Origin of the sequence: Microbispora sp. GKU 823 (assembly GCF_002027145.1) — a bacterium.
Classification (GTDB): Bacteria; Actinomycetota; Actinomycetes; order Streptosporangiales; family Streptosporangiaceae; genus Microbispora; species Microbispora siamensis.
Window position 1 is genome coordinate 1 of record NZ_MWJN01000101.1, and the last position, 23,303, is coordinate 23,303.

Annotated in this window: 25 protein-coding genes and 3 pseudogenes; 14 read left to right on the plus strand and 14 right to left on the minus strand. The window is 73.1% G+C overall.

Annotated features, from left to right (window positions below; all coding sequences use genetic code 11):
- Both B1L11_RS35575 and B1L11_RS52760 read right to left on the minus strand, forming a co-directional pair.
- Positions 1-213, minus strand: a 213-nt coding sequence (locus tag B1L11_RS35575) for a hypothetical protein (protein WP_143737777.1), incomplete at its 3' end; no start/stop codon positions are given.
- A gap of 69 nt (positions 214-282) precedes the next feature.
- On the minus strand, positions 283-3,915 hold the full coding sequence (locus B1L11_RS52760) for an ABC transporter ATP-binding protein (protein ID WP_256863181.1): 3,633 nt from the start codon (positions 3,913-3,915) through the stop codon (positions 283-285).
- A gap of 262 nt (positions 3,916-4,177) precedes the next feature.
- On the opposite strand from B1L11_RS52760, the gene B1L11_RS35590 reads away from it, so the two are divergent.
- The 3 genes from B1L11_RS35590 (at position 4,178) to B1L11_RS47385 (ending at position 5,464) form a co-directional block, all read left to right on the plus strand.
- A complete protein-coding gene (locus tag B1L11_RS35590; RefSeq protein WP_079319703.1) occupies positions 4,178-4,813 on the plus strand; it encodes a TIGR03085 family metal-binding protein in 636 nt (211 codons plus the stop codon).
- A 101-nt stretch (positions 4,814-4,914) separates the two neighbouring features.
- Positions 4,915-5,079, plus strand: coding sequence for a hypothetical protein (locus B1L11_RS47380; protein ID WP_179155474.1), 165 nt, complete (start codon positions 4,915-4,917; stop codon positions 5,077-5,079).
- Between the two features lie 229 nt (positions 5,080-5,308).
- Positions 5,309-5,464 (plus strand): hypothetical protein, encoded by a 156-nt coding sequence (locus B1L11_RS47385; protein ID WP_167538708.1) that lies wholly within the window; start codon positions 5,309-5,311, stop codon positions 5,462-5,464.
- 279 nt (positions 5,465-5,743) lie between these two features.
- On the opposite strand, the gene B1L11_RS35595 is transcribed toward B1L11_RS47385, so the two are convergent.
- Positions 5,744-6,031 carry a chorismate mutase gene (locus tag B1L11_RS35595; protein ID WP_079319720.1) on the minus strand — a complete coding sequence of 96 codons (288 nt, stop codon included), beginning with the start codon at positions 6,029-6,031 and terminating at the stop codon, positions 5,744-5,746.
- 235 nt (positions 6,032-6,266) lie between these two features.
- Between B1L11_RS35595 and B1L11_RS35600 the strand changes: the two genes are divergently transcribed.
- Positions 6,267-6,491 (plus strand): hypothetical protein, encoded by a 225-nt coding sequence (locus B1L11_RS35600; protein ID WP_079319704.1) that lies wholly within the window; start codon positions 6,267-6,269, stop codon positions 6,489-6,491.
- A 67-nt stretch (positions 6,492-6,558) separates the two neighbouring features.
- Here B1L11_RS35600 and hisF read toward each other — a convergent pair whose 3' ends face one another.
- The 9 genes and pseudogenes from hisF to hisD all read right to left on the minus strand — a co-directional run bounded on the left by hisF (position 6,559) and on the right by hisD (position 12,828).
- Positions 6,559-7,332, minus strand: coding sequence for an imidazole glycerol phosphate synthase subunit HisF (gene hisF, locus B1L11_RS35605; protein WP_079319705.1), 774 nt, complete (start codon positions 7,330-7,332; stop codon positions 6,559-6,561).
- Positions 7,333-7,335: 3 nt separating this feature from the next.
- Positions 7,336-7,755, minus strand: a complete 420-nt coding sequence (locus B1L11_RS35610; protein ID WP_079319706.1) for a RidA family protein — start codon at positions 7,753-7,755, stop codon at positions 7,336-7,338.
- A 100-nt stretch (positions 7,756-7,855) separates the two neighbouring features.
- Complete coding sequence (gene priA, locus B1L11_RS35615) at positions 7,856-8,581, minus strand: bifunctional 1-(5-phosphoribosyl)-5-((5-phosphoribosylamino)methylideneamino)imidazole-4-carboxamide isomerase/phosphoribosylanthranilate isomerase PriA (RefSeq protein ID WP_079319707.1); 726 nt, start codon at positions 8,579-8,581, stop codon at positions 7,856-7,858.
- Between the two features lie 4 nt (positions 8,582-8,585).
- Positions 8,586-8,957: a hypothetical protein gene (locus B1L11_RS35620; protein WP_079319708.1), complete on the minus strand. Its 372-nt coding sequence runs from the start codon at positions 8,955-8,957 to the stop codon at positions 8,586-8,588.
- A gap of 108 nt (positions 8,958-9,065) precedes the next feature.
- On the minus strand, positions 9,066-9,698 hold the full coding sequence (gene hisH / locus B1L11_RS35625) for an imidazole glycerol phosphate synthase subunit HisH (protein WP_143737778.1): 633 nt from the start codon (positions 9,696-9,698) through the stop codon (positions 9,066-9,068).
- On the minus strand, positions 9,695-9,847 hold the full coding sequence (locus tag B1L11_RS47390) for a hypothetical protein (RefSeq protein WP_179155475.1): 153 nt from the start codon (positions 9,845-9,847) through the stop codon (positions 9,695-9,697). The genes hisH and B1L11_RS47390 overlap by 4 nt, the downstream gene beginning before the upstream one ends.
- Positions 9,847-10,452: an imidazoleglycerol-phosphate dehydratase HisB gene (gene hisB, locus B1L11_RS35630; RefSeq protein WP_079319710.1), complete on the minus strand. Its 606-nt coding sequence runs from the start codon at positions 10,450-10,452 to the stop codon at positions 9,847-9,849. The genes B1L11_RS47390 and hisB overlap by 1 nt, the downstream gene beginning before the upstream one ends.
- Positions 10,449-11,524: pseudogene (locus B1L11_RS35635) on the minus strand (histidinol-phosphate transaminase). The gene hisB and the pseudogene B1L11_RS35635 overlap by 4 nt, the downstream one beginning before the upstream one ends.
- Entirely contained in the window at positions 11,521-12,828 is a 1,308-nt protein-coding gene (gene hisD / locus B1L11_RS35640; protein WP_079319711.1) for a histidinol dehydrogenase, read from the minus strand. The pseudogene B1L11_RS35635 and the gene hisD overlap by 4 nt, the downstream one beginning before the upstream one ends.
- A 198-nt stretch (positions 12,829-13,026) precedes the next feature.
- On the opposite strand from hisD, the gene B1L11_RS35645 reads away from it, so the two are divergent.
- From B1L11_RS35645 to B1L11_RS35665, 7 genes and pseudogenes are all read left to right on the plus strand, one after another.
- The gene (locus tag B1L11_RS35645; RefSeq protein ID WP_079319712.1) at positions 13,027-13,791 is read left to right on the plus strand and encodes a DeoR/GlpR family DNA-binding transcription regulator; all 765 of its coding nucleotides are present in this window, start codon (positions 13,027-13,029) and stop codon (positions 13,789-13,791) included.
- A gap of 239 nt (positions 13,792-14,030) precedes the next feature.
- Positions 14,031-14,822 (plus strand): annotated as a pseudogene (locus B1L11_RS55470) (amino acid permease); the annotation flags it as partial.
- A gap of 67 nt (positions 14,823-14,889) precedes the next feature.
- Positions 14,890-15,510, plus strand: coding sequence for an amino acid permease (locus B1L11_RS48965; protein ID WP_218671519.1), 621 nt, complete (start codon positions 14,890-14,892; stop codon positions 15,508-15,510).
- On the plus strand, positions 15,507-16,796 hold the full coding sequence (locus B1L11_RS35655; protein WP_256863177.1) for an FGGY family carbohydrate kinase: 1,290 nt from the start codon (positions 15,507-15,509) through the stop codon (positions 16,794-16,796). The genes B1L11_RS48965 and B1L11_RS35655 overlap by 4 nt, the downstream gene beginning before the upstream one ends.
- Positions 16,697-16,945 (plus strand): FGGY-family carbohydrate kinase, encoded by a 249-nt coding sequence (locus B1L11_RS52780; RefSeq protein WP_256863178.1) that lies wholly within the window; start codon positions 16,697-16,699, stop codon positions 16,943-16,945. Before B1L11_RS35655 ends, B1L11_RS52780 begins: the two co-directional genes overlap by 100 nt.
- Positions 16,942-18,384: an NAD(P)/FAD-dependent oxidoreductase gene (locus B1L11_RS35660; RefSeq protein WP_256863179.1), complete on the plus strand. Its 1,443-nt coding sequence runs from the start codon at positions 16,942-16,944 to the stop codon at positions 18,382-18,384. Before B1L11_RS52780 ends, B1L11_RS35660 begins: the two co-directional genes overlap by 4 nt.
- On the plus strand, positions 18,381-19,637 hold the full coding sequence (locus B1L11_RS35665) for an NAD(P)/FAD-dependent oxidoreductase (RefSeq protein ID WP_079319713.1): 1,257 nt from the start codon (positions 18,381-18,383) through the stop codon (positions 19,635-19,637). The genes B1L11_RS35660 and B1L11_RS35665 overlap by 4 nt, the downstream gene beginning before the upstream one ends.
- Here the strand turns inward: B1L11_RS35665 and B1L11_RS35670 are convergent.
- Entirely contained in the window at positions 19,618-20,223 is a 606-nt protein-coding gene (locus tag B1L11_RS35670) for a hypothetical protein (protein WP_079319714.1), read from the minus strand. The two genes, B1L11_RS35665 and B1L11_RS35670, sit on opposite strands and share 20 nt — an antisense overlap.
- A gap of 274 nt (positions 20,224-20,497) precedes the next feature.
- On the opposite strand from B1L11_RS35670, the gene B1L11_RS54295 reads away from it, so the two are divergent.
- The 3 genes and pseudogenes from B1L11_RS54295 (at position 20,498) to B1L11_RS35685 (ending at position 22,749) form a co-directional block, all read left to right on the plus strand.
- Positions 20,498-20,725: an ArsC/Spx/MgsR family protein gene (locus B1L11_RS54295; RefSeq protein WP_306291748.1), complete on the plus strand. Its 228-nt coding sequence runs from the start codon at positions 20,498-20,500 to the stop codon at positions 20,723-20,725.
- Positions 20,726-20,780: 55 nt separating this feature from the next.
- A pseudogene (gene ybaK, locus B1L11_RS35680) lies at positions 20,781-21,277 on the plus strand (Cys-tRNA(Pro) deacylase).
- A 77-nt stretch (positions 21,278-21,354) separates the two neighbouring features.
- Positions 21,355-22,749 carry an amidase gene (locus B1L11_RS35685; RefSeq protein ID WP_079319715.1) on the plus strand — a complete coding sequence of 465 codons (1,395 nt, stop codon included), beginning with the start codon at positions 21,355-21,357 and terminating at the stop codon, positions 22,747-22,749.
- 64 nt (positions 22,750-22,813) lie between these two features.
- Here the strand turns inward: B1L11_RS35685 and B1L11_RS35690 are convergent, their stop codons facing one another.
- Positions 22,814-23,299, minus strand: a complete 486-nt coding sequence (locus tag B1L11_RS35690; protein WP_079319716.1) for a hypothetical protein — start codon at positions 23,297-23,299, stop codon at positions 22,814-22,816.
- Positions 23,300-23,303: the final 4 nt, after the last annotated feature.

Below are 23,303 nucleotides of genomic sequence, written 5' to 3' on the forward strand. Positions count from 1 at the left end.
CCGGCGGCCCAGCCGGACGGCCGCGCCGCGACGGCGTGCACGGCCCGCCGTCCAGATCCCGGCGCCCACGCCCATCGCCGAGAGCGAGACGCCGAGCGTCCGTGCGCGCGCCACGGCGAACAGCAGCGCCGAGACCGCCACGACCAGCGCCGGCACGGCCAGACCGCCCATCACGCCGAGACGCGCCGCCGCACTGATCACCATCGTTCCCATGTGTATCAGGCCCCGCGCACGCGGACTTCGACCGGCGGTGTCGCCGACCTCGGGCTTTCGCGCCGAATTTCAGGACGCGGTGGTGGCGGTGGTCCAGGAGGCGTAGAGGTCGGCGTACACGCCGGGCTGCTCGACCAGGACGGCGTGCGGGCCGCGCTGGACGATCCGGCCGTGCTCGAACACCAGGACCTCGTCGGCCGCCTGGGCGGTGGACAGGCGATGGGCGATCGAGATGGCCGTACGACCGCGGGTGACGCCGTCGAGGGCGCGGGCGAGGCGCACCTCGGTGGCGGGGTCCACGGCGGAGGTGGCCTCGTCGAGCAGCAGCAGGTCGGGGTCGGCGAGATAGGCACGGGCGAGCGCGACGAGCTGCCGCTCTCCGGCCGACAGGGACTCGCCCCGCTGGCCGACCGGAGTGTCCAGGCCGGCGGGCAGGCCGTCGAGCCAGTCGGCCAGGCCGAGCTCGGTCAGGGCCCGGGTGATCTCCTCCCGGGTCGCCGAGGGCCGTCCGAAGCGGATGTTGTCCTCGAGCGTCGAGTCGAACAGGAACCCGTCCTGCGGGACCATGACGATCCGCTCCCTGAGCGAGGAGAAGCTGACCGTGCGCAGATCGGTCCCGTCCACGAGGATCCGGCCGGACGTCGGGTCCATGAGCCGGGTGAGCAGCTTGGCGAAGGTCGTCTTGCCCGAGCCGGTCTCCCCCACCACCGCGACCCGCGTGCGCGGCGGGATCTCGACCGACACGTCGTGGAGCACCGGCGGCCCGCCGGGGTAGGCGAAGCCCACGCCGTCGAAGCGCACCGAGATCGGGCCGCGCGGCAGCGTCGCGCCGTTCTCCGGGTCGGCCACGTCGGCCGGGGTGTCGAGCACGCCCAGGATGCGCCGCCATCCGGCGATCGCGTTCTGCGCCTCGTTCAGCACCTCGGTCGCGGTCTGCAGCGGGCTGATGAACAGCGTGATCAGGAACAGGAAGGCGATGAGCCGCCCCGCCGTGATCGACTCGGCCACGCCCAGCCAGACCCCGGCCACGACCACCAGGGCGACCGTGATCGAGGCGACCAGCTCGGTGGCGGGGAACGTGAATCCGACGATCTTCTGGGCCCGGGTCTGCGCCGCGCGCATCCCGTCCACCGCCGTGTCGATCCGCTCGGCCGTGCGGTCCTCCGAACCGTACGCCCGGATCACCGCGCTGCCGACGACCGACTCGCTGACGGCGGCGAGGACGTCGCCGGCGCGCTCGCGCACCCGGGTGTACGCCCCGGCCACCAGCCGCTGGAACCGGGGCAGGGCCAGCACCAGCGGCAGGAAGCAGACCCACACGAGCAGCGTGAGCTGCCAGGAGTAGACGGCCATGAGCACGGTCGCCACCACCAGCTGGCCGGCGGACACGATGACCATCAGCCCGCCCCACTGCATGAACGTGCTGATCTGGTCGACGTCGCCGGTCACCCGGGAGACGAGGCCGCCACGCCGCTCGGTGTTCTGCGTCAGCACCGACAGGTCGTGCACGTGCCGGAAGCCCTTACCGCGCAGGGCCGCCAGGCCCGACTCGGTGGAACGGTAGAGCCGGACGTTCATGAGGTAGCCGCACAGCGCGGTCAGCACGACGGCGAGCGCGCACAGGGCCACCGCGTTCCGGATGAAGGGCAGGTCGGGCACGCCCGAGCGCAGGCCGCGGTCGATCACCTGCTGCACGGCGATCGGCACGACGACCTTGCCCAGTGTCGCCAGCACGGCAAGCACGAGCGTCCCGGCGAGCCCGCGGCGGAACTCCGGCGACAGCCGCAGTCCCTGCCTGAGCGTCTCCAGGGCGCCCCGGTCGGCCGACCGCAGGGACGAGGTCTCTCCTGTGGCCGTGTCGGTCACGGCGGTCACCGCGTCACACTCCTCGTCAGGGGCTTCGGGCCGTGCGTCATGCGACGACCTCCTCATCGGTGTCTTCGCGGATGTCGAGCGCGGCCGCTCGGCCTCCTCGCGCTCGTAGGCGGTGACGAGGTCGCGGTAGCCCGGGCAGCGGACCAGCAGCTCCTCGTGCGTGCCGTGGTCGGCGACCACGCCCTGCTCCAGGTAGACGACCTCGTCGGCCAGCGCGATCGTCGCCATCCGGTAGGCGACCACGATCACCGTGGCCTCGGCGGCGCCGTCGCGCAGGCCGTACAGGATGCGCTTTTCGACCTGCGGGTCGACGCTGGAGGTGGCGTCGTCGAGGATGAGCAGCCGGGGCTCGCGCACGAGCGCGCGGGCCAGCGCGAGGCGCTGGCGCTGACCGCCCGACAGCGTCGCGCCGCGCTCGCCGATCCGGGTGTCCAGGCCGGACGGCAGCGCGCTGACGAAGCCGTCGGCCTGCGCGAGCCGCAGCGCGGCCCAGACCCGCTCGTCCGGCACCTGCCCGGCGAGCGCGATGTTGCCGCGCACGGTGTCGTCGAACAGGAACGTCTGCTGCGGGACGAGCGCCACCGAGGCGCTCACCTCGCCTCTGGCCGCCTCGCGCAGGTCGACGCCGTCGACGCGCACGACGCCCTCGTCGGGGTCGATCAGGCGCGCGAGCAGCTGGGTGAGCGTCGACTTGCCCGCCCCGGTCGGCCCGACGACCGCGATCGTACGGCCCGGCGCGACGGCGAAGCTCACGTCCCTCAGCACCGCGTTCCCCGGCACGTACGCGTAGGAGACGCCCTCGGCCTCCACCCGGGCCGGGCCGGAGGCGTCCAGGCGGGCGGTGCCGTACTCCATGGAGCCGGTGGCGTCGAGGACGTCCCTGACTCGCGTCCAGCCGACGACGCTGCGCGGCAGCTCGGCCAGCACCCAGCCGAGCGCCCGTACGGGGAAGGCGAGGAGGGTGAACAGATAGGCGACCTGGATCAGGTCGCCTGCCGCGACGCCGCCGGACTCCAGCCGCAGCGATCCGACGAGCAGCACGGCGAGCACGCCCAGCGTGGGCAGCGCCTCGAGCAGGGGGTCGAACAGCCCGCGGACCCGGCCGACGGCGACGTTGGCGTCCCGCAGCGCGTCGGCCTTCGCCTGGAACCGCGCGGTCTCCGCGTCCTCCCGGCCGAGGGTCTTGACGACGAGCGCGCCGTCGAAGCTCTCGTGCGCGACCTCGCTCACCTCGGCCCGCAACTGCTGGGCCCGCATCGCGAGCGGGGAAAGCCTGCGCTGGTAGACCAGGTTGAGCACGGCAACGGCCGGGAAGATCAGGAAGCCCACGACGGCGAGCACCGGGTCGACCAGCACGATCGCCACGGCGGCCGTCACGAGCATCACGACCACGCCCACCGCCATCGGCAGCGGGGCGAGCGGCCCCCAGGCCGCCTCGACGTCGGAGTTGGCGTTGGACAGCAGCTGCCCGGTGGGGTGGCGGTGGTGCCAGGCGAGGGGCAGCCGCAGATACTGCCGGGTGACCGCGCGGCGGGAGTGGGCCTGCATGCGGTACTGGTGGATCCCCGCCATGATGCGCCGGCCCATGATTCCCGCGGCCTTGAGCACCGCCACGCCGACGATCAGCAGGGCCGCCGCAACCAGCACGCCGGTGCTCGCCGTGCCATTCCGGAACGCGGGCAGCACCGCGTTGTCGGTCGCCCAGCCGAGCGCCCAGGACGAGGCGACGGTCATCGCGCCGTAGAGGGCGCTGGCGAGGACCGCGCCGGTGAAGATCCTCGGCTCGGTCCTGATCGCCACGCCGATGACCTTGAGACCCTGGAGCATGATTGAGCTGCCGGGCCGCGCGGGGGACTCCTTCGTCGGCACGCGGTGCGTTCCTTCCGATCGGGGGACCAACCGGGGCCGCTCCCTGCGAGCGCCCCGGAGGGGGACGTTACTCACTCGGGGACGTCACCGGATCGGTCACCGGACCGACGCCACCCAAGCCCTTGGTCCTAGTTACTCCCTATCATCCTGATCAACCTGTTTATTCCTCGGACGTGCTCGGCCGCCGGGCCCGAGGGCGTGGCGGACGTAGGCTGATCCCGTGACACACGCCCAGACGGAGCGCGCGGCGCTCTGCGACCTGCTCGACCGCCTCGGTCCCGAGGCGCCCACGCTGTGCGAGGGGTGGGCGACCGAGGACCTCGCGGCCCACCTCGTCCTGCGCGAGCGCCGGCTCGACGCCGCGCCCGGCATCGCACTGCCGTTCCTCGCGGGCTACACCGCCACCGTGCAGGACCGCATCAAGCGGAGCCACCCCTACCCCGAGCTGGTCGGGCTCGTCCGCCACGGCCCGCCGCGCTGGACGCCGTACGGCCTGGTCCCCCGCCTGGACGAGATCGTCAACACGGTGGAGCTGTTCATCCATCACGAGGACGTGCGCCGGGCGCAGGCCGGCTGGGAGCCCCGGGTCATCCCGAGGGACCTGCAGGAGGCGTTCTGGAACCGGCTGCGCGGCACCGCCCGGCTCTTCCTGCGCAAGGCTCCGGTGGGGGTCGTGCTCCGCCGCCCCGACGGCGCCAAGGCCGCCGGGCGGATGGCGGAGCCCGCCGTGGTGGTCACCGGTGAGCCGTCGGAGCTGCTGCTGTTCGCGTTCGGCCGGCAGGCGCACGCCCGGGTGACGTACGACGGGGACGCCGCGGCGGTCGCCCGGCTCCAGGAGGCCCGATTGGGGCCATGAGGAGGGAGTCGCGGGACTTGTCCGGAATCCTCCACGTAAACGTCGTGCAATGGGGCAGCATGAGACCAGCCACGATGTGTGGGAGCGTTTGGGAGCCCCGGATGAACCTCAAGAAGGTCCTGACCTACCTGGCCATCGCATTTGTGATCTTCTATTTGTTCACGCAGCCGGCGAACGCCGCCGGCGCGGTCAGGAACCTTTTCGGGGGCATCAGCACGGGAGCCGAACGCCTGTCCGCGTTCTTCACCTCGCTCTTCTCGGGCTGACCTCGCTTTTCCCGGGCCTGACCCCGTTCGTCGCGGGGCTGGGCCGCGTTGTTCCGGCGGTGTCCGGGCAGGCCCGGGAGGAGTCCGGACCACGCCGCGACGAGACCGTGGATCCCGCCGTCTCACGATGAGGGCGGAACGGCCTCATGTCCTCTCGGCTAGTTATGATCAACACTGCCGCCGGGTACAAACAACCGGGATACCGATTGCAGGAGGCCCCCCGATGAAGGTGAAGAAGGTTCTTACGTACGCGGCCATCGCGTTCGTGGTCTTCTACCTCTACAGCCAGCCGCACGCGGCGGCAGGCGCCGTGCGCGGCGTGTTCGACACGGTCAACACCGGAGCCAGCCGACTGGCGACCTTCTTCACCTCGGTCCTGAGTTGAGGCCGCGGACCGCCCGCCCCCGCTCTCCCTCAGGTAGCCCCGACCACGACCACAGGCAGCGACGAACGACGACCCAACCGTAGTGACAGTCAGAGCCGCGAGGCTCTCCGCTCACAGGCCGGCAGGGCATCCGCCCTTGCTCCGCCGGCCTCTCCTTTCGCATCCCTTCGACCGGCGAGCGGCTCATCCCGAGGCCCAAGACCTCTGCCCCCAGGCCCCGTTCTCACACCCGCTTGATTTCCCAGGGCTCCGGTGAACGGGAGCGGGTGCCGAGACGCGTTACCCGCGCTGCCGGTGCTCCGTGAGCTCGTATTCCACGAACGCCCCGATCATCGCCCGCCAGACGGCCTCGGCGACCTCAGGGGACAAGCCCTCACGCTCCGCGCGCTCCCGCGCCGCGGTCACGACCCGCTCCACCCGGTCAGGAGCCCGTACGGCCTGCTCGTCCGTCTTGAAGGCGGCCGCAGCGCGCACGAGACGCTGCCGCTCGGCCAGCAGCGTCGTCAGACGGGCGTCGAGCTCGTCGATGCGGCGGCGGACGTCGTCGAGCGAGGTGGGGCCGGACACATGTTCCTCCGGTGGCGAGACGATGATCACTGGCAACTCTAGGGCAGATGCGGGAGAGGGCCGTTCCCTTTCGGGAGGGATCCCGATAAAAGACCGCACAATCGCGCATGCCGGGTTTCGCCCACTATCGTCCTATTTGCGGTGATTGGTATGGACGGTTGCGCGATGTCCGGCTGACCATGGAGGAGGCGGACTCCGGAGCGCCGAATGATCCCTCGACGGACAGGAGACAGCTATGCGTGCCAAGCGTTTCCCGAGCCTGCTGGGCCTGGCGTTCCTCGCCGCCGTCGGTCTCGCGGCGGCCCAACCGGCCCACGAGGCGTCCGCCGCCGCGACCTGCTGGGGCGACGACGGGTGCGGCGGCTCCTTCCAGGGGCAGTGGCAGTCCCAGTCGATGGCGTCCTCCTCGCTCGGCACCGGCCCGGACGCCTACCCCACCGCGATCGTCGACATCGACTGAGGACCCACCGACCGGGGGCCGGATCCCGGCCCCCCGGTGAGCGGCCTGTGAGCGGCCCGGTGGGCGCTCAGCGGACCGGATGACCGGCCGCGCGCAGCGTGTCCTTCACCTCGTGGATCTTGAGCTGGCCGAAGTGGAAGACCGACGCCGCCAGCACGGCGTCCGCCCCGGCGTCCACCGCGGGCGGGAAGTCCTCCAGCCGCCCGGCGCCGCCGGAGGCGATCAGCGGGACGCTCACGGCCGCCCGTACGGCCCGCAGCATCTCCAGGTCGTATCCCGACTTGGTGCCGTCGCCGTCCATCGAGTTGAGCAGGATCTCGCCGACGCCGAGCTCCTCCCCCGCGCCGGGCCCCACTCCACCGCGTCGGATGCCGGTCCCCCGGCGCCCGCCGTGGGTGGTCACCTCGAAACCGGAGGGCGTGGGCGGCCCGTCGACCACCCGGCGCGCGTCCACCGACAGCACGATGCACTGCGACCCGAACCGGCGCGAGGTCTCGGTCAGCAGTTCCGGCCGGGCGATGGCGGCGGTGTTGATGCCGACCTTGTCGGCGCCCGCGCGCAGCAGCCGGTCCACGTCGTCGGCCGACCGCACACCTCCGCCGACCGTCAGCGGGATGAACACCTGCTCGGCCGTACGGCGCACCACGTCGAGCATGGTCTCGCGCTCGCCCGAGGAGGCGGTGATGTCGAGGAAGGTCAGCTCGTCGGCCCCCTCGGCGTCGTAGCGCGCGGCCAGTTCGACCGGATCGCCGGCGTCCCTGAGGTTCTCGAAGTTGACCCCCTTGACGACCCGGCCCGCGTCGACGTCCAGGCAGGGGATCACCCGCACCGCTACGGTCATCGCTCAGTCCTCATCGCTGCCGCGTTCCACCGGCCGATACGCCTCGACCTCGACCTCGACCAGCATGCGCTCGTCGACCAGCCCGGCGACCTGCACGCTCGTGCACACGGGCCGTACGTCGCCGAAGATCTCGCCGTGCGCCTTGCCGACGGCGTCGAAGTCGCCGGCGTTCACCACGTACAGACGGGTGCGCACCACGTCGGCCCGGGTGGTGCCGGCCTTCTCCACGGCGTCCAGCGCGATGGAGAAGGCGGTGAGCGTCTGCTGGTAGGCGTCGCCCACGTGCTGGACCTCCCCGCCGACGGTGGCGGTGCAGCCGGACACGAGCACGTGGGGCCCGGCGACGACCGCGCGGGCGTAGCCGTAACGGTCCTCCCAGGGGCCGCCGGAGGAGATCCGCCCTTCGGGCATCTGCGTGCTCATGCCACCTCCTCGCCTTCGGCTCGGAGTCCGGTCGTGCCGGAGGCGCGCAATCCGGCACTTCGCCAGGCGCTGTGCTCTCTGATTCGCTCGCTGCGCTCGCTCATGCGGACTTCACCGCCGCGAGCGCCTCTTCCAGGGTGAACGCCTGGGCGTACAGCGCCTTGCCCACGATGGCGCCCTCGACGCCGTCCGGCACGAGCGTCGCGATCGCCCGCAGGTCGTCGAGCGAGGACACCCCGCCGCTGGCGATGACCGGGCGGTCGGTCCGCGCGCAGACCTCGCGCAGCAGGTCGAGGTTGGGACCGCGAAGCGTGCCGTCCTTGGTGACGTCGGTGACGACGTAGCGGGGGCAGCCCTCCGACTCCAGCCGGTCGAGCACCTCCCACAGGTCGCCGCCCTCCTGGGTCCAGCCGCGGGCGGCCAGCGTGGTGCCGCGCACGTCCAGCCCCACCGCGATGCGGTCGCCGTGCTCGGCGATCGCCTTGGCACACCACTCCGGGTTCTCCAGCGCGGCGGTGCCGATGTTGACCCGGCGGCAGCCGGTGCTCAGCGCGGCCTCGAGCGAGGCGTCGTCGCGGATTCCACCGGACAGCTCCACGTGCACGTCGAGCGCGCCGACGACGGAGGCGAGCAGCTCGCGGTTGCTCCCCCGGCCGAACGCCGCGTCGAGGTCGACCAGGTGGATCCACTCCGCGCCGGCCTTCTGCCAGGCCAGGGCGGCGGCGAGCGGATCCCCGTACGAGGTCTCCGTCCCCGCCTCGCCCTGCACGAGGCGGACGGCTTGGCCGTCGGCGACGTCGACGGCTGGGAGCAATACGAGCGACATTTGGTCATGACCTCCGGTCGAAGACGATGGTGACGAGCACCGGGAGCAGCAGGATCGAGCCGAGGAACACGCCCAGCCGGGCCATCCACGAGTCGAGCAGGATCCAGGCGAGCGCCTGGACGAGGAACCACAGCACGGCGACGACGGCGTTCTCGGTGCGGCGCCGGCGGGCGATGTACCCGCGCTGCCGGGCTACCCGCACCGGCCTGGCCGGCCGCGGCAGCACCGCGGCCACGGCCCCGGTGACGGGCCCGACGAGCCGCCGGCGCATCTCGCGCCGCCTGGCGGCCCTCGCCTCGCGCTCGGCCCGGGCCGCCGCGAGGCGTTCGCGCTCGGCTTCGCGCTCCGCCCTCCGGCGGGCCCGTTCCTTGCTCATCGGGCCTCCCGCTCAGGTCCGGTCACGGCCTGGCCGGACGTACGCGCCGCAGCCCCGCCGTTCACCAGTGTCGCACCGCTGCCTCGAGATTTCGCGTGCCGGACACGCTCACAACGTGCTCAGCCAGTTGGACAGCAGCACGGCCCCCGCGTCCCCGGACTTCTCCGGGTGGAACTGGGTGGCCATGAGGGGACCGTTCTCGACGGCGGCCACGAACGGCACGCCGTGCTCGGCCCAGGTGACCAGCGGCGCGCGGAAGCCGTCGCCGGCCTCCAGCCGCCAGTCGCGCACGCCGTAGGAGTGGACGAAGTAGAAGCGCGTCCCCTCCTCCAGGCCGCGGAACAGCACGCTGCCCTCGGGCGCGGTCACGGTGTTCCACCCCATGTGGGGCAGCACGGGCGCGTCGAGCCGCTCGACCGTGCCGGGCCACTCGCCGCAGCCCTCCGTGTGGACGCCGTGCTCGACGCCCTTCTCGAACAGGATCTGCATGCCGACGCAGATCCCGAGCACCGGGCGCCCGCCGGACAGCCGGCGGCCGACGATCTGGTCGCCGCGCACGCCCTTCAGCCCCTCCATGCACGCGGCGAACGCCCCGACGCCGGGGACGACGAGCCCGTCCGCGTCGAGTGCCGCGTCGAAGTCGGCGGTGACGGTGACGTCCGCCCCGACCCGGGCGAGCGCCCGCTCGGCCGAGCGGAGGTTGCCCGAGCCGTAGTCGAGCACGACCACGCGCTTGCTCACTGCCACCACATCACCCCCGCGGTGATCGCCATGGCGGCCCCGACGCCGGCGAGCGCCGCCAGCAGCTTGAGGCCCTGCCGTATGCCCGAGATGACCCCGCCGATCAGGAAGAGGCCGATGAAGATCATCCCTCCGGACGCGAAGGTCATCAGAGGACGCCCTTGGTGCTGGGCACGCCGGTCGCCCGGGGGTCCCGTTCCGACGCCTCGCGCAGCGCCCGCGCCAGCGCCTTGAACTGCGCCTCCACGATGTGGTGGGCGTTGCGCCCGTACGGCACGTGCACGTGGAGGCAGACCGCCGCCTGCGCGACGAACGACTCCAGGATGTGCCGGGTCATGGTGGTGTCGTAGTCGGGCCCGATCATCGGGGCCATGCCCTCGGGCTCGGTGTGGACGAGGTACGGCCGGCCGGACAGGTCCACCGTGACCTGCGCGAGCGCCTCGTCCAGCGGACAGGAGGCACTGCCGAACCGCCGGATGCCCGACTTGTCGCCCAGGGCCTCGCGGAACGCCGCGCCGAGCGCGATCGAGGTGTCCTCGATCGTGTGGTGGGCGTCGATGTGCAGGTCGCCCTCGGTCTTCACGGTCAGGTCGAACAGGCCGTGCTTGCCGAGCTGGGCGAGCATGTGGTCGTAGAACCCCACACCGGTGGACACGTCGACGATCCCGGTGCCGTCGAGGCACACCTCGACCAGCACCGACGTCTCCTTCGTCGTGCGCTCGACGCGGCCGCGGCGCTCGTTGAGCTCGGTCATGCGAGGACCCCCTCCAGCGCGGCGCGGAACGCCGCCATCTCTTCCGGCGTGCCGATCGACACGCGCAGCCAGCCCGCGGGACCGGTCTCCCGGATCAGCACCCCGCGATCGAGCAGTCCCTCCCATACGGACCGCCGATCCGCAAACGTACCGAACAGCACGAAGTTGGCGTCGGAGTCGGCGGCCACCAGGCCGCGTCCGCGCAGCCAGTCCACGGTGGCGTCCGCTCGGCGCGCAACGCGTCCACCGTGCCCAGCAGCTCCTCGCGGTGCGCCAGCGCCACCCGGGCCGCCGCCTGGGTCAGCGTGGACAGGTGGTAGGGCAGGCGGACCAAGAGCATGGCGTCGACCACCGCGGGATCGGCGGCGAGGTAGCCGAGCCGGGTGCCGGCCATCGCGAACGCCTTGGACATGGTCCGCGTCACGATCAGCCGGGGGTTGCCGGGCAACAGGGTCAGCGCCGACCGGGTGCCGGTGCGGGCGAACTCGGCGTACGCCTCGTCCACCACGACCATTCCGGGCGCGGCGGCGAGGATCCGCTCGATCACCTCCAGCGGCAGGGCCGTGCCGGTCGGGTTGTTCGGCGAGGTCAGGAACACCACGTCGGGGCGGTGCTCCTCGATCGCCGCCACGGCGGCGTCGGGGTCGAGCGCGAAGTCCTCCTCGCGCAGGCCCTCGATCCAGCGGGTGTTCGCGCCGCCCGCGATGATCGGGTGCATGGAGTACGACGGCTCGAACCCGATGGCCGAGCGGCCGGGGCCGCCGAACGCCTGGAGGATCTGCTGGATGATCTCGTTGGAGCCGTTGGCCGCCCACAGCTGGCGCGCGGTCAGCCCGTGGCCGAGGTAGTCGGCGAGGTCCTTGCGCAGCTCGACGGCGTCCCTGTCGGGGTAGCGGTTCAGCGTCGCCGCGCCCTGCCGTACGGCACGGGCGAGGTCGTCGATCAGCGCGGCCGACGGGGGGTAGGGGTTCTCGTTGGTGTTGAGCTGCACCGGCACGTCGAGCTGCGGCGCGCCGTACGGCTGCTTGCCGCGCAGGTCGTCGCGGATCGGCAGGTCGTCGAGGGTCGTCATGCGGGCACTTCCCAGTCGAAGCGGGCGCGGATGGCGGCGCCGTGGGCGGGCAGGTCCTCGGCGTCGGCGAGCGCGCACACGTACGGCGCGGCCCCGGCCAGCGCCTCGCGGCTGTAGTCCACCACGTGGATGCCGCGCAGGAACGTCTGCACCGACAACCCCGAGGAGTGGCAGGCGCAGCCGCCGGTCGGCAGCACGTGGTTGGAGCCCGCCATGTAGTCGCCGAGCGACACCGGCGCGTACGGCCCGACGAAGATCGCGCCGGCGTTGCGCACCCGGGCGGCGACCGCGCGGGCGTCGGCCGTCTGGATCTCCAGGTGCTCGGCGGCGTAGGCGTCCACGACCTTCAGCCCGTCCTCGATGTTCGAGACGAGCACGATGCCCGACTGGCGGCCGGCGAGCGCCTCGGTGATGCGCTCGGAGTGCCGGGTCGCCGCCACCTGGCCGGGCAGTTCCTTCTCCACCGCGTCGGCCAGCTCCACGCTGGTGGTGACCAGCACGGAGGCGGCGATGACGTCGTGCTCGGCCTGGCTGATCAGGTCGGCCGCGACGTGCACGGGGTCGGCGGTCTCGTCGGCGAGGACCGCGATCTCGGTGGGCCCGGCCTCGGAGTCGATGCCGATGCGGCCCTTGAGCAGCCGCTTGGCCGCGGCCACCCAGATGTTGCCGGGACCGGTCACCATCGTGGCCGGGCGGCACTCCTCGGTGCCGTAGGCGAACATCGCCACGGCCTGGGCGCCGCCCACGGCGTACACCTCGTCGACGCCGAGCAGCGCGCAAGCGGCGAGGATGGTGGGGTGCGGGAGCCCGCCGAACTCCTTCTGCGCGGGCGAGGTGACGGCCAGCGAGGGCACGCCCGCCTCCTGGGCGGGGACCACGTTCATGACCACGCTGGAGGGATAGACGGCCCGGCCGCCGGGGACGTACAGCCCCACGCGGTCGACCGGCACCCAGCGCTCGGTGACCGTTCCGCCCGGCACGACCTGCGTGGTGGTGTCGGTGCGCCGCTGGTCGCGGTGGACCAGGCGGGCGCGGCGGATCGACTCCTCCAGGGCCGCGCGCACGGCCGGGTCCAGCTCCTCCAGGGCGCGTGTGAGCGCCTCGGCGGGCACCCGGGCGGACTCCAGCTCGACGCCGTCGAATCTCGCGGTCAGCTCCCGTACGGCTGCCGCGCCGCGATGGCGGACCTCCTCGCAGATGGGCCGCACCTTCTCCAGGGCGGCCTCGACGTCGAGTTCGGCGCGGGGCAGCACGTCGCGCAGGTCGGCAGGAAGGGACCCGCGCAGGTCGATACGGGAAATCACCGTCCCAGTCTACGGACGACCAGGGACGGATCCGTGTGCGTCCAGCATTCGGGACGGACGTTTCACTGGCACGCGCACCGCTCGGGAGCTGGGAATCTGCTCCCCCGCACGTTTTACCGGTCCGACTCTTGACAGGTTTTCGGGCACTAATCCACACTCTCGGGCAATACCAGTCACATTCGGTCAAAGGCGGATCTCTTGCTTCCGGCACAGCGCCACCAGCGGATCATCGAAGCCCTCGGGCGGAAGGGGACCGTGCGCACCGAGGACCTGGCCGCACTGCTCGGCGTCTCCCACGAGACCGTCCGGCGCGACCTGGCGATCCTGGAGCGCCGGGCGCTGCTCGTCCGCGTGCACGGCGGGGCCACCTCGGCGCCGTCCGGCACCGGCGAGGAGCTGTCCTACCTGGAGCGCTCGACCAGCCAGTCGGAGGCGAAGGCCGTGATCGGCGAGCTCGCGGCGCAGCTCCTGCGGCCGGGCCAGACCGTGGTCATCGACGTGGGCACCACGGCCGTCCACGTCGCCAGGGCCGTCCCCCCGTCCTTCCGGGGAGTGGTCGCCACCTGCTCGCTGCTGGTGGCGGCCGAGCTCGCGGGCCGCCCCGGCGTCGAGGTGCTGGTGGCGGGCGGGCGCGTACGGCAGGGCGACCTCGCCGTCTCCAACGCCCACACGCTGGGGTTCTTCCAGGACCTGCGCGCCGACGTGGCGTTCCTCGGCTCCGGCGGGGTGGACGCCGAAGCCGGGCTCACCGACTACTTCCTGGACGAGGTCGCGACCAAACGCGTGATCCTCGCCAACACCGCCAGGACGTACGTGCTCGCCGACAGCTCGAAGCACGGCAGGGTCGCCGCCTACCGGGTGTGCGCCCTGGACGACCTGTCCGGCCTCATCACGGACGGGGAACCCCCTTCCGCGCTCGCGTCCGCCCTGGTCAGGGCGGGTGCCGAGGTGATCAACCCGTAGGGAGTGTCCGACGAATGCTGCCCGCCGCGAGCGTGGATCCAGGTGGATGCATCGCAAGGCGGAGGAGGAGCTCGTGGCCGGAGGCCACGGGCGACGACGACAACGCGGCGAGGCGCCGCCTGGGCCACGCGCAGCAGGGCTTGATTCGTCGGACACGACCAAAAGGTGGCCCGGCGGCGCGGCCACGCCGCCGGGCCCGGACCGTTGCAATCTCCCCAGCTCCAGCCAGGAGACGATCCATGACCCATCCTTCCACGCGCCCGCCATCTCATGATCAGGCCGACGCGGCCATCTCCCACGCCGGATACGCCCAGCAGTTCTCGCGCACGCTGAAGTCGTTCGAGTCCTTCGCCGTCGCGTTCTCCTTCATCTCGATCACCACCGGCCTGTTCACCACATACGGCACCGTGCTCAACTCGGGCGGGCCCGCGGGCATCTGGACCTGGCCGATCGTCGGCGCGGGCACGGTCGCGGTCGCCCTCCTGTACGGCGCGCTGGCCAGCCGCATCCCGCTGTCGGGCTACAGCTACCAGTGGGCGAGCAGGCTCGCCTCGCCGGTGCTGGGCTGGTGGTTCGGCTGGGTGTCGTTCGCGTTCCTCGCGATCGTCGCGGTGGCGGTCGACTACGGCCTCGCCCAGGTGGCGCTGTTCCCGCTGTTCGGCTGGGAGTACACGCCCATGGCCGGCGCGCTCACCACGCTCGTCGTGCTGGTCGTCCAGATGGTTCTGATCATCTGGTCCACCCCGATCACCACGAAGATCAACAACCTCGCGGTGAGCGCCGAGGTGATCGCGATGATCGGGCTGACCCTGCTGATCGCCGGGTTCGCGATCTTCGGGGGCCACGCCGAGTGGTCCAACCTCACCTCCACCGGCGCCGTCTCCGGCGACGGCTACTTCGGCTGGCTCGGGCCGTTCATGCTGTCTGCCCTGCTCGGCGCGTTCACGCTGGTCGGCTGGGAGTCGGCGGCCAACCTCGCCGAGGAGACGATCAACCCCAAGCAGGTGGTGCCCCGGGCGATGGTCCGCGCGATCCTGCTCAGCGTCGCCCTCGGCATGCTGTTCCTCGTCGTGGTCACCGCCGCCCTCGGGGGACGACGTGGCGGCGATCACCGCCTCCTCAGCGCCCGTCGCCCAGGTGGTCGAGAACGTCCTCGGCGCCGGGGTGGCGCGGGCCTTCCTCGTCGTCGTGAGCCTCGCGATCTTCGCCTGCGGCTTGGTCATCATGGTGAGCTGCAGCCGGCTGGTCCATGCGATGGCCCGCGACGGCCGGTTGCCGTTCTCCGGGGCGCTGAGCCGGGTGCCGCGCGCCACCGGCGGCCCGACCTGGGCCACCGTGCTCGCGGCCGGCGCGTCGATCGCCATCGTGCTCGCCTTCTCCGGCAACGCCGACGCCCTGTCGCAGCTCCTCGGGGCGGGCACGCTCATGCCCGCCCTGCTGTACGCCGGCACGGTCGCGCTCTACCTCGGCACCCGCCGCAGGCACCGGCCGCGGCCCGACGACTTCCGCCTCGGGAAGTGGGAGCCGCTGGTCGTGGCGGGCGCGGTGATCTGGCTGGTGATCGAGCTGGCGATCTTCCTCATCCCGTCCGACTTCCGCACCGCGCAGGTGTACGCCCTGGGCTCGCTCGTGCTCGGCGCCGTCGTGTTCGCCGTGGTGTGGGTGCGCGGCCGGGACCGCCTGACCCGCGAGACCGGCGACGCCGCGGAGCTCCTGTGAGCGCGCCGGCCGTACTGGCGATCGACCAGGGCACCTCGGGCACGAAGGCGATCGTGGTGGGCGGCGACGGCGCCGTCCTCGCGCTGGCCGAGGCGCCCGTCCGCCCCGCGTACCTGCCGGGCGGGCGGGTGGAGCAGGACCCCGGGGAGCTGCTCGGCTCGGTCCTGGCCGCCGGGCGGGAGGCCGTCGCCGCGGCGGGCGTGCCCGTGGGCGCGGTCACGCTGGCCAACCAGGGCGAGACCGTGCTGGCCTGGGACCCGGCGACCGGCGAGCCGTTGACGACGGCGCTGGTGTGGCAGGACCGGCGGGCCGAAGAGGTGTGCGCCGGTCTCGCCGATCATGCCGAGAGGGTCGCCGAGCTGACCGGGCTCGTGCTCGACCCCTATTTCTCGGCGCCGAAGATGGCCTGGATCCGCCGCAACCTCACCCGCGAGGGGGTGGTGACGACCAGCGACACCTGGCTCGTCCACCACCTGACCGGCGAGTTCGTCACCGATGCGGCGACCGCGAGCAGGTCGGCGCTGCTCGACCTCGACGCGGTCGAGTGGAGCGGGGAGCTGCTCGGCCTGTTCGGCCTGGACGGCGAGCGCCTGCCCGCCATCGTCGCCTGCGACGAGGTCGTCGGGACGACCCGGGCCTTCGGCGGGGAGATCCCGGTCGGCGGCCTGGTCGTCGACCAGCAGGCCGCGCTGCTGGCGGAGGGCTGCCTGTCGGCCGGCGAGGCCAAGTGCACGTATGGCACCGGGGCGTTCCTGCTCGCCAACACCGGCGAGCGGGCGGTGCGCTCGGCCTCCGGCCTGACCACGTCGGTGGCGTGGCGGGCCAGGGGCGCCACGCCCTACTGCGTGGACGGGCAGGTCTACACGGCGGCCTCCGCGGTGCGGTGGCTGAACGGCCTCGGCCTTGTCGGCGACGCCTCCGACCTGGACGCGCTGGCCGCGCCGGACGCCGAGGGCGCGCTGTTCGTCCCCGGGCTGGCCGGGCTGGCCGCGCCCTGGTGGCGGCCGGACGCGACCGGCGCGTTCCTCGGCATGACGCTGTCCACCCGGCCCGGGCACCTGATCCGGGCCGTCCTGGAGGGCATCGCCGCCCAGGTGGCCGACCTGGCCGCGGTCGTCGCGGCGACCTCGGCCGCCCGCTGGCCCGCCTGCGGGTGGACGGCGGGCTCACCCGGTCGGCCGCTCTCATGCAGGCCCAGGCGGACCTGCTGCAGGCGCCGGTGGACGTCTACCCGTCGCCGCACGCGACCGCACTCGGCGCCGCCGCGCTGGCCCGCCTCGCCGTGACCCCCTCGCTCGCGGTGGCGGACGCCGTGCCCGCGTGGGCTCCGGCGACGACGTACGAGCCGCGCTGGCCGGCGGAGCGGGCGGAGGAGTTCATGACGCGCTGGCGGCGGGGTGTCCGCGCGGCGATCGACACGGGGAGGGACGCATGAACGGGGGAGTCAGCAGGTCGGGCCGCTGCCGGACGGGACGGTCGACGTGGCGGTGGTCGGCGGCGGCGTCGTGGGGCGCCGCCGTGGCCCGCGAGCTGGCGGGACGTGAACGCGATGGCCGCGCCCTGTCGGTCGCGCTGGTCGAGGCGCGCTCGGACGTCGGCGACGGCACCAGCAAGGCCAACACCGCGATCCTGCACACCGGCTTCGACGCGACGCCGGGGACGCTGGAGTCGCGCCTGGTGCGGCGGGGATACGAGCTGCTCGGCGGGTACGCCGAGCGCGCCGGCATCCCGGTCGAGCGCACCGGCGCGGTGCTGGTCGCCTGGACCGAGGAAGAGCTGGCCGCGCTCCCCGCTCTGGCGGACAAGGCGGTGAAGAACGGCTACCGGGAGTGCGAGACCGTCGGCGCGGACGAGGTCTACCGGCTGGTCCCGGCCCTCGGCCCCGGCGCGCTCGGCGGGCTGACCGTGCCCGGGGAGTCGATCATCTGCCCGTGGACCACCACGCTCGCGTTCGCCACCGAGGCGCTGGCGCGGGGCACCGGCGTGCTGCTGAACACGCGGGTCGAGGGCGTCCAGCGCGACGGCGGCGAGGAGACCGTGCTGCTGACGAACAGGGGCCCGCTGCGGGCCCGCTGGGTCGTCAACGCCGCGGGGCTGGGTTCCGACGCCGTCGACCGCCTGTTCGGGCACGAACGGTTCACGGTGACGCCGCGCCGCGGCGAGCTGCTGGTCTTCGACAAGATGGCCAGGCCGCTGGCGAACCGCATCGTGCTGCCCGTGCCCAGCTCGCGCGGCAAGGGCGTGCTGATCAGCCCGACGATCTACGGCAACGTGATGCTCGGCCCGACCGCCGAGGACCTGCGCGACCGCGCCGACACCTCCACCTCCGAGGAGGGGTTCGCGTTCCTGGTGGACAAGGGCCTCGCGCTCATGCCCGAGCTGCTGAAGGAGGAGGTCACGGCCTCCTACGCCGGGCTGCGGGCCGCCACCGAGCACGGGGACTACCAGGTGCACCTCGACGCGGCGCAGCGCTATCTCGTGCTCGGCGGCATCCGGTCCACCGGGCTCACCTCGTCCATGGCGCTGGCCGAGCACGCCGCCGGGCTGCTGGCCGAGGCGGGCCTCGTCACCTCCGTACGCGACGAGCTGCCCGAGCCGCCCCGGATGCCCAACATCGGCGAGGCGTTCCCCCGGCCGTACATGCGCGACGACCTCATCGCGAGCGACCCGGCGTACGGGACCGTGGTCTGCTTCTGCGAGCGGGTCACCGCCGGGGAGATCAGGGACGCCCTGGCCTCCCCGCTTCCCCCGGCCGACATCGACGGCCTGCGCCGTCGCACCCGGGCCATGATGGGCCGCTGCCAGGGCTTCTTCTGCGGAGCCGAGGTCGGCCGGCGCCTCGCCCTCGTGCCGGATTCTGTGGAGGAGTCATGAAGAACCTCACCACCGACGTCGCCGTCGTGGGCGGCGGCCCCTCCGGGCTGACCGCCGCCGCCGGTCTCGCGGCGGCCGGTTTGCGGGTCCTGGTGCTCGACCGGGAGCGCGAGGCGGGGGGCATCCCCCGGCACAGCGACCACACCGGCTACGGCCTGCGCGACCTGCGCACGGTGATGACCGGCCCGGCGTACGCCCGTCTGCTGGCCGACCGCGCGGTGGAGGCCGGGGCGCTGGTGCGCACCTCGGCCATGGTGACCGGGTGGGCTGGGGAACACGCCCTGGACGTCACCACCCCGGAGGGCCGCCTGCGGGTGGACGCCCGCGCCGTCGTCCTGGCGACCGGCGCCAGGGAACGTCCCCGTACGGCCCGGATGGTGCCGGGCGACCGCCCGCCGGGCGTGCTGACGACTGGGCAGCTCCAGAACGTGGTCCACCTGCACCACGGCAGGGTGGGGACGCGGGCCGTCGTCGTCGGGGCCGAGCTGGTGAGCTGGTCGGCCGTGCTCACACTGCGCGAGGCGGGCTGCCGTACGGTGCTGATGACCAGCGAGCACGCCCGTGCCGAGTCGTACGCGGCGTTCAGCGTGCCGGGGCGCGCCGTGCTGCGCGTGCCCGTCGCCACCGCCACCCGGGTCGTGCGGATCAACGGCCGCGACGCCGTGGAGTCGGTCGAGGTCGAGGACCTGCGCACCGGCGAGCGCCGCGCCGTGCCCTGCGACACCGTGGTGTTCACAGGCGACTGGGTTCCGGACCACGAACTGGCCCGGGCCGCCGGGCTGGCGATGGACCCGGGCAGCAGGAGCCCGGTCGTGGACAACACCCTGGCCACCAGCCGCCCCGGCGTTTTCGCCGTCGGCAACCTGGTCCACCCCGTGGACACCGCCGACGTGGCCGCCCTCGACGGCCGCCACGTGGTGGAGCACGTCCTGGCGCACCTGTCCGGGCACGCGTCGGAGTGGTCGGGCTTGGACAGACGCGCGGGGATCCCGCTGCGGGCCGAGGCGCCGTTCCGATGGGTCTCCCCCGGGCTGGTCAGGCCGGGCGCGGGCGCGCCGCCACGTCACCGGATCCTGCTGTGGCCGGACGAGCACCGCGCCGTCGCCAGGGTGGTGGTGACGCAGGACGGCCGCGAGGTCGCCCGCCGCACCCTGCCGTGGCCGGTCTCCCCCGGCCGGGTGTTCCGGGTGCCGTCGTCCCTGCTGTCCGGGGCGGACCCGCGCGGCGGCCCGATCACGATCTCACTGGGCTGAGACCGCCGGCGCGCTGGCGGGCGCGCCGCCCGCGGCCGGGGGACGGCGCGGCGATCGGGGGCGCGACCAGCGGGAGCGTCCTGGCCAGCACGAGGGCGAATCCGAGCTGGAACGTCGCCTCGCCGTGGATGAGCAGCCCCTCGGTCTGGAGCACGTACACCGCGGCGAGGACGCCGCCGCCGAACTGGACCAGGAGGAACGCGACGCCGGCGACGTCACCGTGGGCCCACGCGACGAGCCACCCGGCCAGCAGGAGCTGGAGCACGAACAGGGCCGCGCCCAGGCCCCGATGCGCCCAGTCGACCACCCCGCCCAGGGTGTAGGGCGTCAGCACGATCCCGGCCAGCAGCACGACGAACGAGTCGGCCATCCGCCGCAGGCGGGCCGGGGACGGCGTGCGGGCCGCCGCGTCGCGCAGCGCCCGGTGGGTGAACAGCGCGGCCCCGGCGAGACCCGCCGCGTACGGCAGCACGGTCTGCCAGTGGACCCCGTAGTAACTCATGCCGTGGTTGACCGCCAGGCCCTCCGGCCGCAGGGTGACGCACACGCCGAGTCCACCGAACAGGCACGCCTGTCCCTTCGCCACGTCACCAACCGTCCTCATCGGCTGCCCTTCCGCGCTCGGCCGTCGGCAAAGGTCACGTAACAAGATTGTCCCCTTTAGATCGTTTTGCCATACGCCGGGTGGGCATGAGGACCGGTTTACGCGCAGCCGGGCGGCACAATGGCCGCATGGAGATCTGGATCAACCCGGCCTGCTCGAAGTGCCGGTCGGCCTTGTCGCTGCTCGACGCCGAGGGCGCCGGGTACACGGTCCGGCACTACCTGGAGGACCCGCCGAGCGCGGCGGAGCTCGCCGGGTGCTGCGCCGCCTCGGCCTGGAGCCCTGGGACGTCGCCCGCCTCGGCGAACCCGTCGCGGCCGAGCTGGACATGGAGTCGTGGCCGCGCGACGAAGCGTCCCGCGAACGGTGGATCGCGGCCATGGCCGCCCACCCGATCCTGATCCAGCGGCCGATCATCACCGCCGACGACGGCACCGCCGTGGTGGCCCGCTCCCCCGAGGCCGTACGCTCCGTCCTGCCCTGACGGGTTGTCCGCAGCGGGCGAAGCGGGGAGGAGCGTCCGCACTAGGCTTGCCGTCGTGAGCAAGACCAAGAGCAAGGGCGGCCAGAGCACTCCGGCGACGGTCGCCCTCACGCAGGCGAAGGCGGAGTTCACCCTTCACCCCTACGACCACGACCCGAACGCCCAAGCGTACGGCGAGGAGGCGGCCGACGCGCTCGGGCTGCCCTACGAGCGGATCTTCAAGACGCTGGTGGCGGAGACCGAGGCGGGCCTGGCGGTCGCGGTCGTGCCGGTGGCGGGCAAGCTCGACCTCAAGGCGTTCGCAGCGGCGCTGAAGGGCAAGCGGGCGGCGATGGCCGACGCGGCCAAGGTGGAGCGGGTGACCGGCTACGTGGTCGGCGGCATCAGCCCGCTCGGGCAGCGCAAGCGGCTGCCGACCGTGGTGGACGAGTCCGCGCTCGGCTTCGAGACGATCTACTTCTCCGCCGGGCGCGCGGCCTGCAGATCGAGACCGCGCCGGGCAACCTCGTCCGGCTCGCCCAGGCCGTGACCGCCCCCATCGCGAAGCTCTGAGCCTGTCTACTGTTGCCATCGCCCGTACGGCTCACCGGCCATGAGACTGGCCGGGAACCGCACCGAACGGGGGAAATGTGAACGAGCTGGTCGATCTCACCGCGACGGAGATGGCCGCGCTGCTGCGGGCGCGCGAGGTGAGCGCGGTCGAACTGACCGAGGCGAGCCTGCGGCGCGTCGAAGAGACGAACCCGCGGGTCAACGCCATCGTGACGCTGACCGCCGAGCGGGCGCTCGACCGGGCCGCCCGCGCCGACGAGGACCTGCGGCGCGGCCTGGTGCGCGGCCCGCTGCACGGCATCCCGGTCGCGCACAAGGACCTCGCCGACACCGCGGGCGTGCGGACCACGTACGGCTCGCGGGCGTTCGCGAACCACGTCCCCACCGAGGACGACCCGCTCGTGCGGCGCATCCGCGAGGCGGGCGGGATCGCCCTGGGCAAGACGAACACTCCGGAGTTCGGCACCGGCTCGCACACGGTCAACGAGGTGTTCGGGGCGACCCGCAACCCCTACGACCTGTCGAAGAGCGCGGGCGGCAGCAGCGGCGGCGCGGCCGCGGCGCTGGCCTGCCGGATGGTGCCGCTCGCCGACGGCTCCGACATGGGCGGCTCGCTGCGCAACCCCGCGTCGTTTTGCAACGTGGCGGGCCTGCGGCCCACCCCGGGGCGGGTGCCGGCGAAGTCGGCGACGGCGGCCTGGTTCACGCTCAGCGTGCCGGGGCCGATGGCCCGCACGGTCGGCGACCTGGCGCTGTTCATGTCGGCCGTCGCCGGGTTCGACCCGGTCTCGCCCTTCTCGATCCGCGAGGACGGCACGGCGTTCGCGGCGTCCCTCGACATGGACCTCGCCGGAGTCCGTCTCGCCTTCAGCCCCGACCTCGGCGGCCTCCCGGTCGACCCCCGCACCGCCGCGGTGACGGCGCGGGCGGCCGAGACGCTGGCCGCGCTGGGAGCCAAGGTCGAGCGGGTGGACCTGGACCTGTCCGACGCCGAGGAGGCGTTCCGCGTCTACCGGTCGTGGTACTACGCGCTCAACTTCGGCGACCTTCCGGAGGTGGGTCCCAACGTCGCCTGGAACGTGGAGCAGGGGCGGAAGGTCACCGGGGCCGACCTCGCCCGCGCCGAGCGGTTGCGCACCGGGCTGTTCCACCGCATGCGGGAGTTCTTCGGCCGCTACGACTTCCTGGTGGCGCCCGTCAGCCAGGTGCCGCCGTTCCCGGTCGAGCAACCGTACGTCATGGAGGTGGCCGGGGTGGAGATGCCCGACTACCTGGCCTGGATGCGGTCGTGCTACTGGATCAGCGTGCTGCACGCGCCCGCGATGTCGGTGCCGTGCGGTTTCACGCCCGACGGTCTCCCGGTCGGCCTGCAGATCGTGGGCAGGCCGTGGGCCGACATGGACGTCCTGCGCCTCGGGCACGCCTTCGAGCAGGCCACCGGCTTCTGGCGGACCGGGCCCCGGCTCAGCTGATCGCACCGTCCCGCGCGAGGTGTCCCCCGCCGGCCGCGCGGGCTCGTGTTCGCGTGGTCAGGATTCAGCGGCTTCTCTCGTTGTAGGTCACGGCGAACTCGATGACCCAGAAGACCGCGGTGGCCACGAGCGGCCAGGCGAACAGCACGCCGTGCGCGGTCAGGTCCAGCGAGGTCGTGGTGGTGTAGCCGCCCGGCCCCGCCGCCTGGACCGCGCCCTTGGCCGTGCCGCCGACCAGCATCGCGACGTACCCGGCGAGCAGCCCGCCGGCGGCGAGCCCCAGGAGGACCTCGACCGGCCGGCCGCGCGACAGCACGTACCCCGCGATTCCGCAGACCAGGCCGAACGCGCCGGTGACCACCGCGAACCAGCCGTCGGCCTCGATGAGCGACTGCGTCTCGGGGTCGGCCACGTGCGGCGCCCCGTCGATCAGCACGTATCGCGTGGCGGGGGCGAGCGCCGACCACACGTATCCGGCGACCACGCCGAGCACGGCGAGCACGAGGACGGTCACGCCGATCGCCGCCAGATTGCCCCTCAGGTGCCGCACCGTC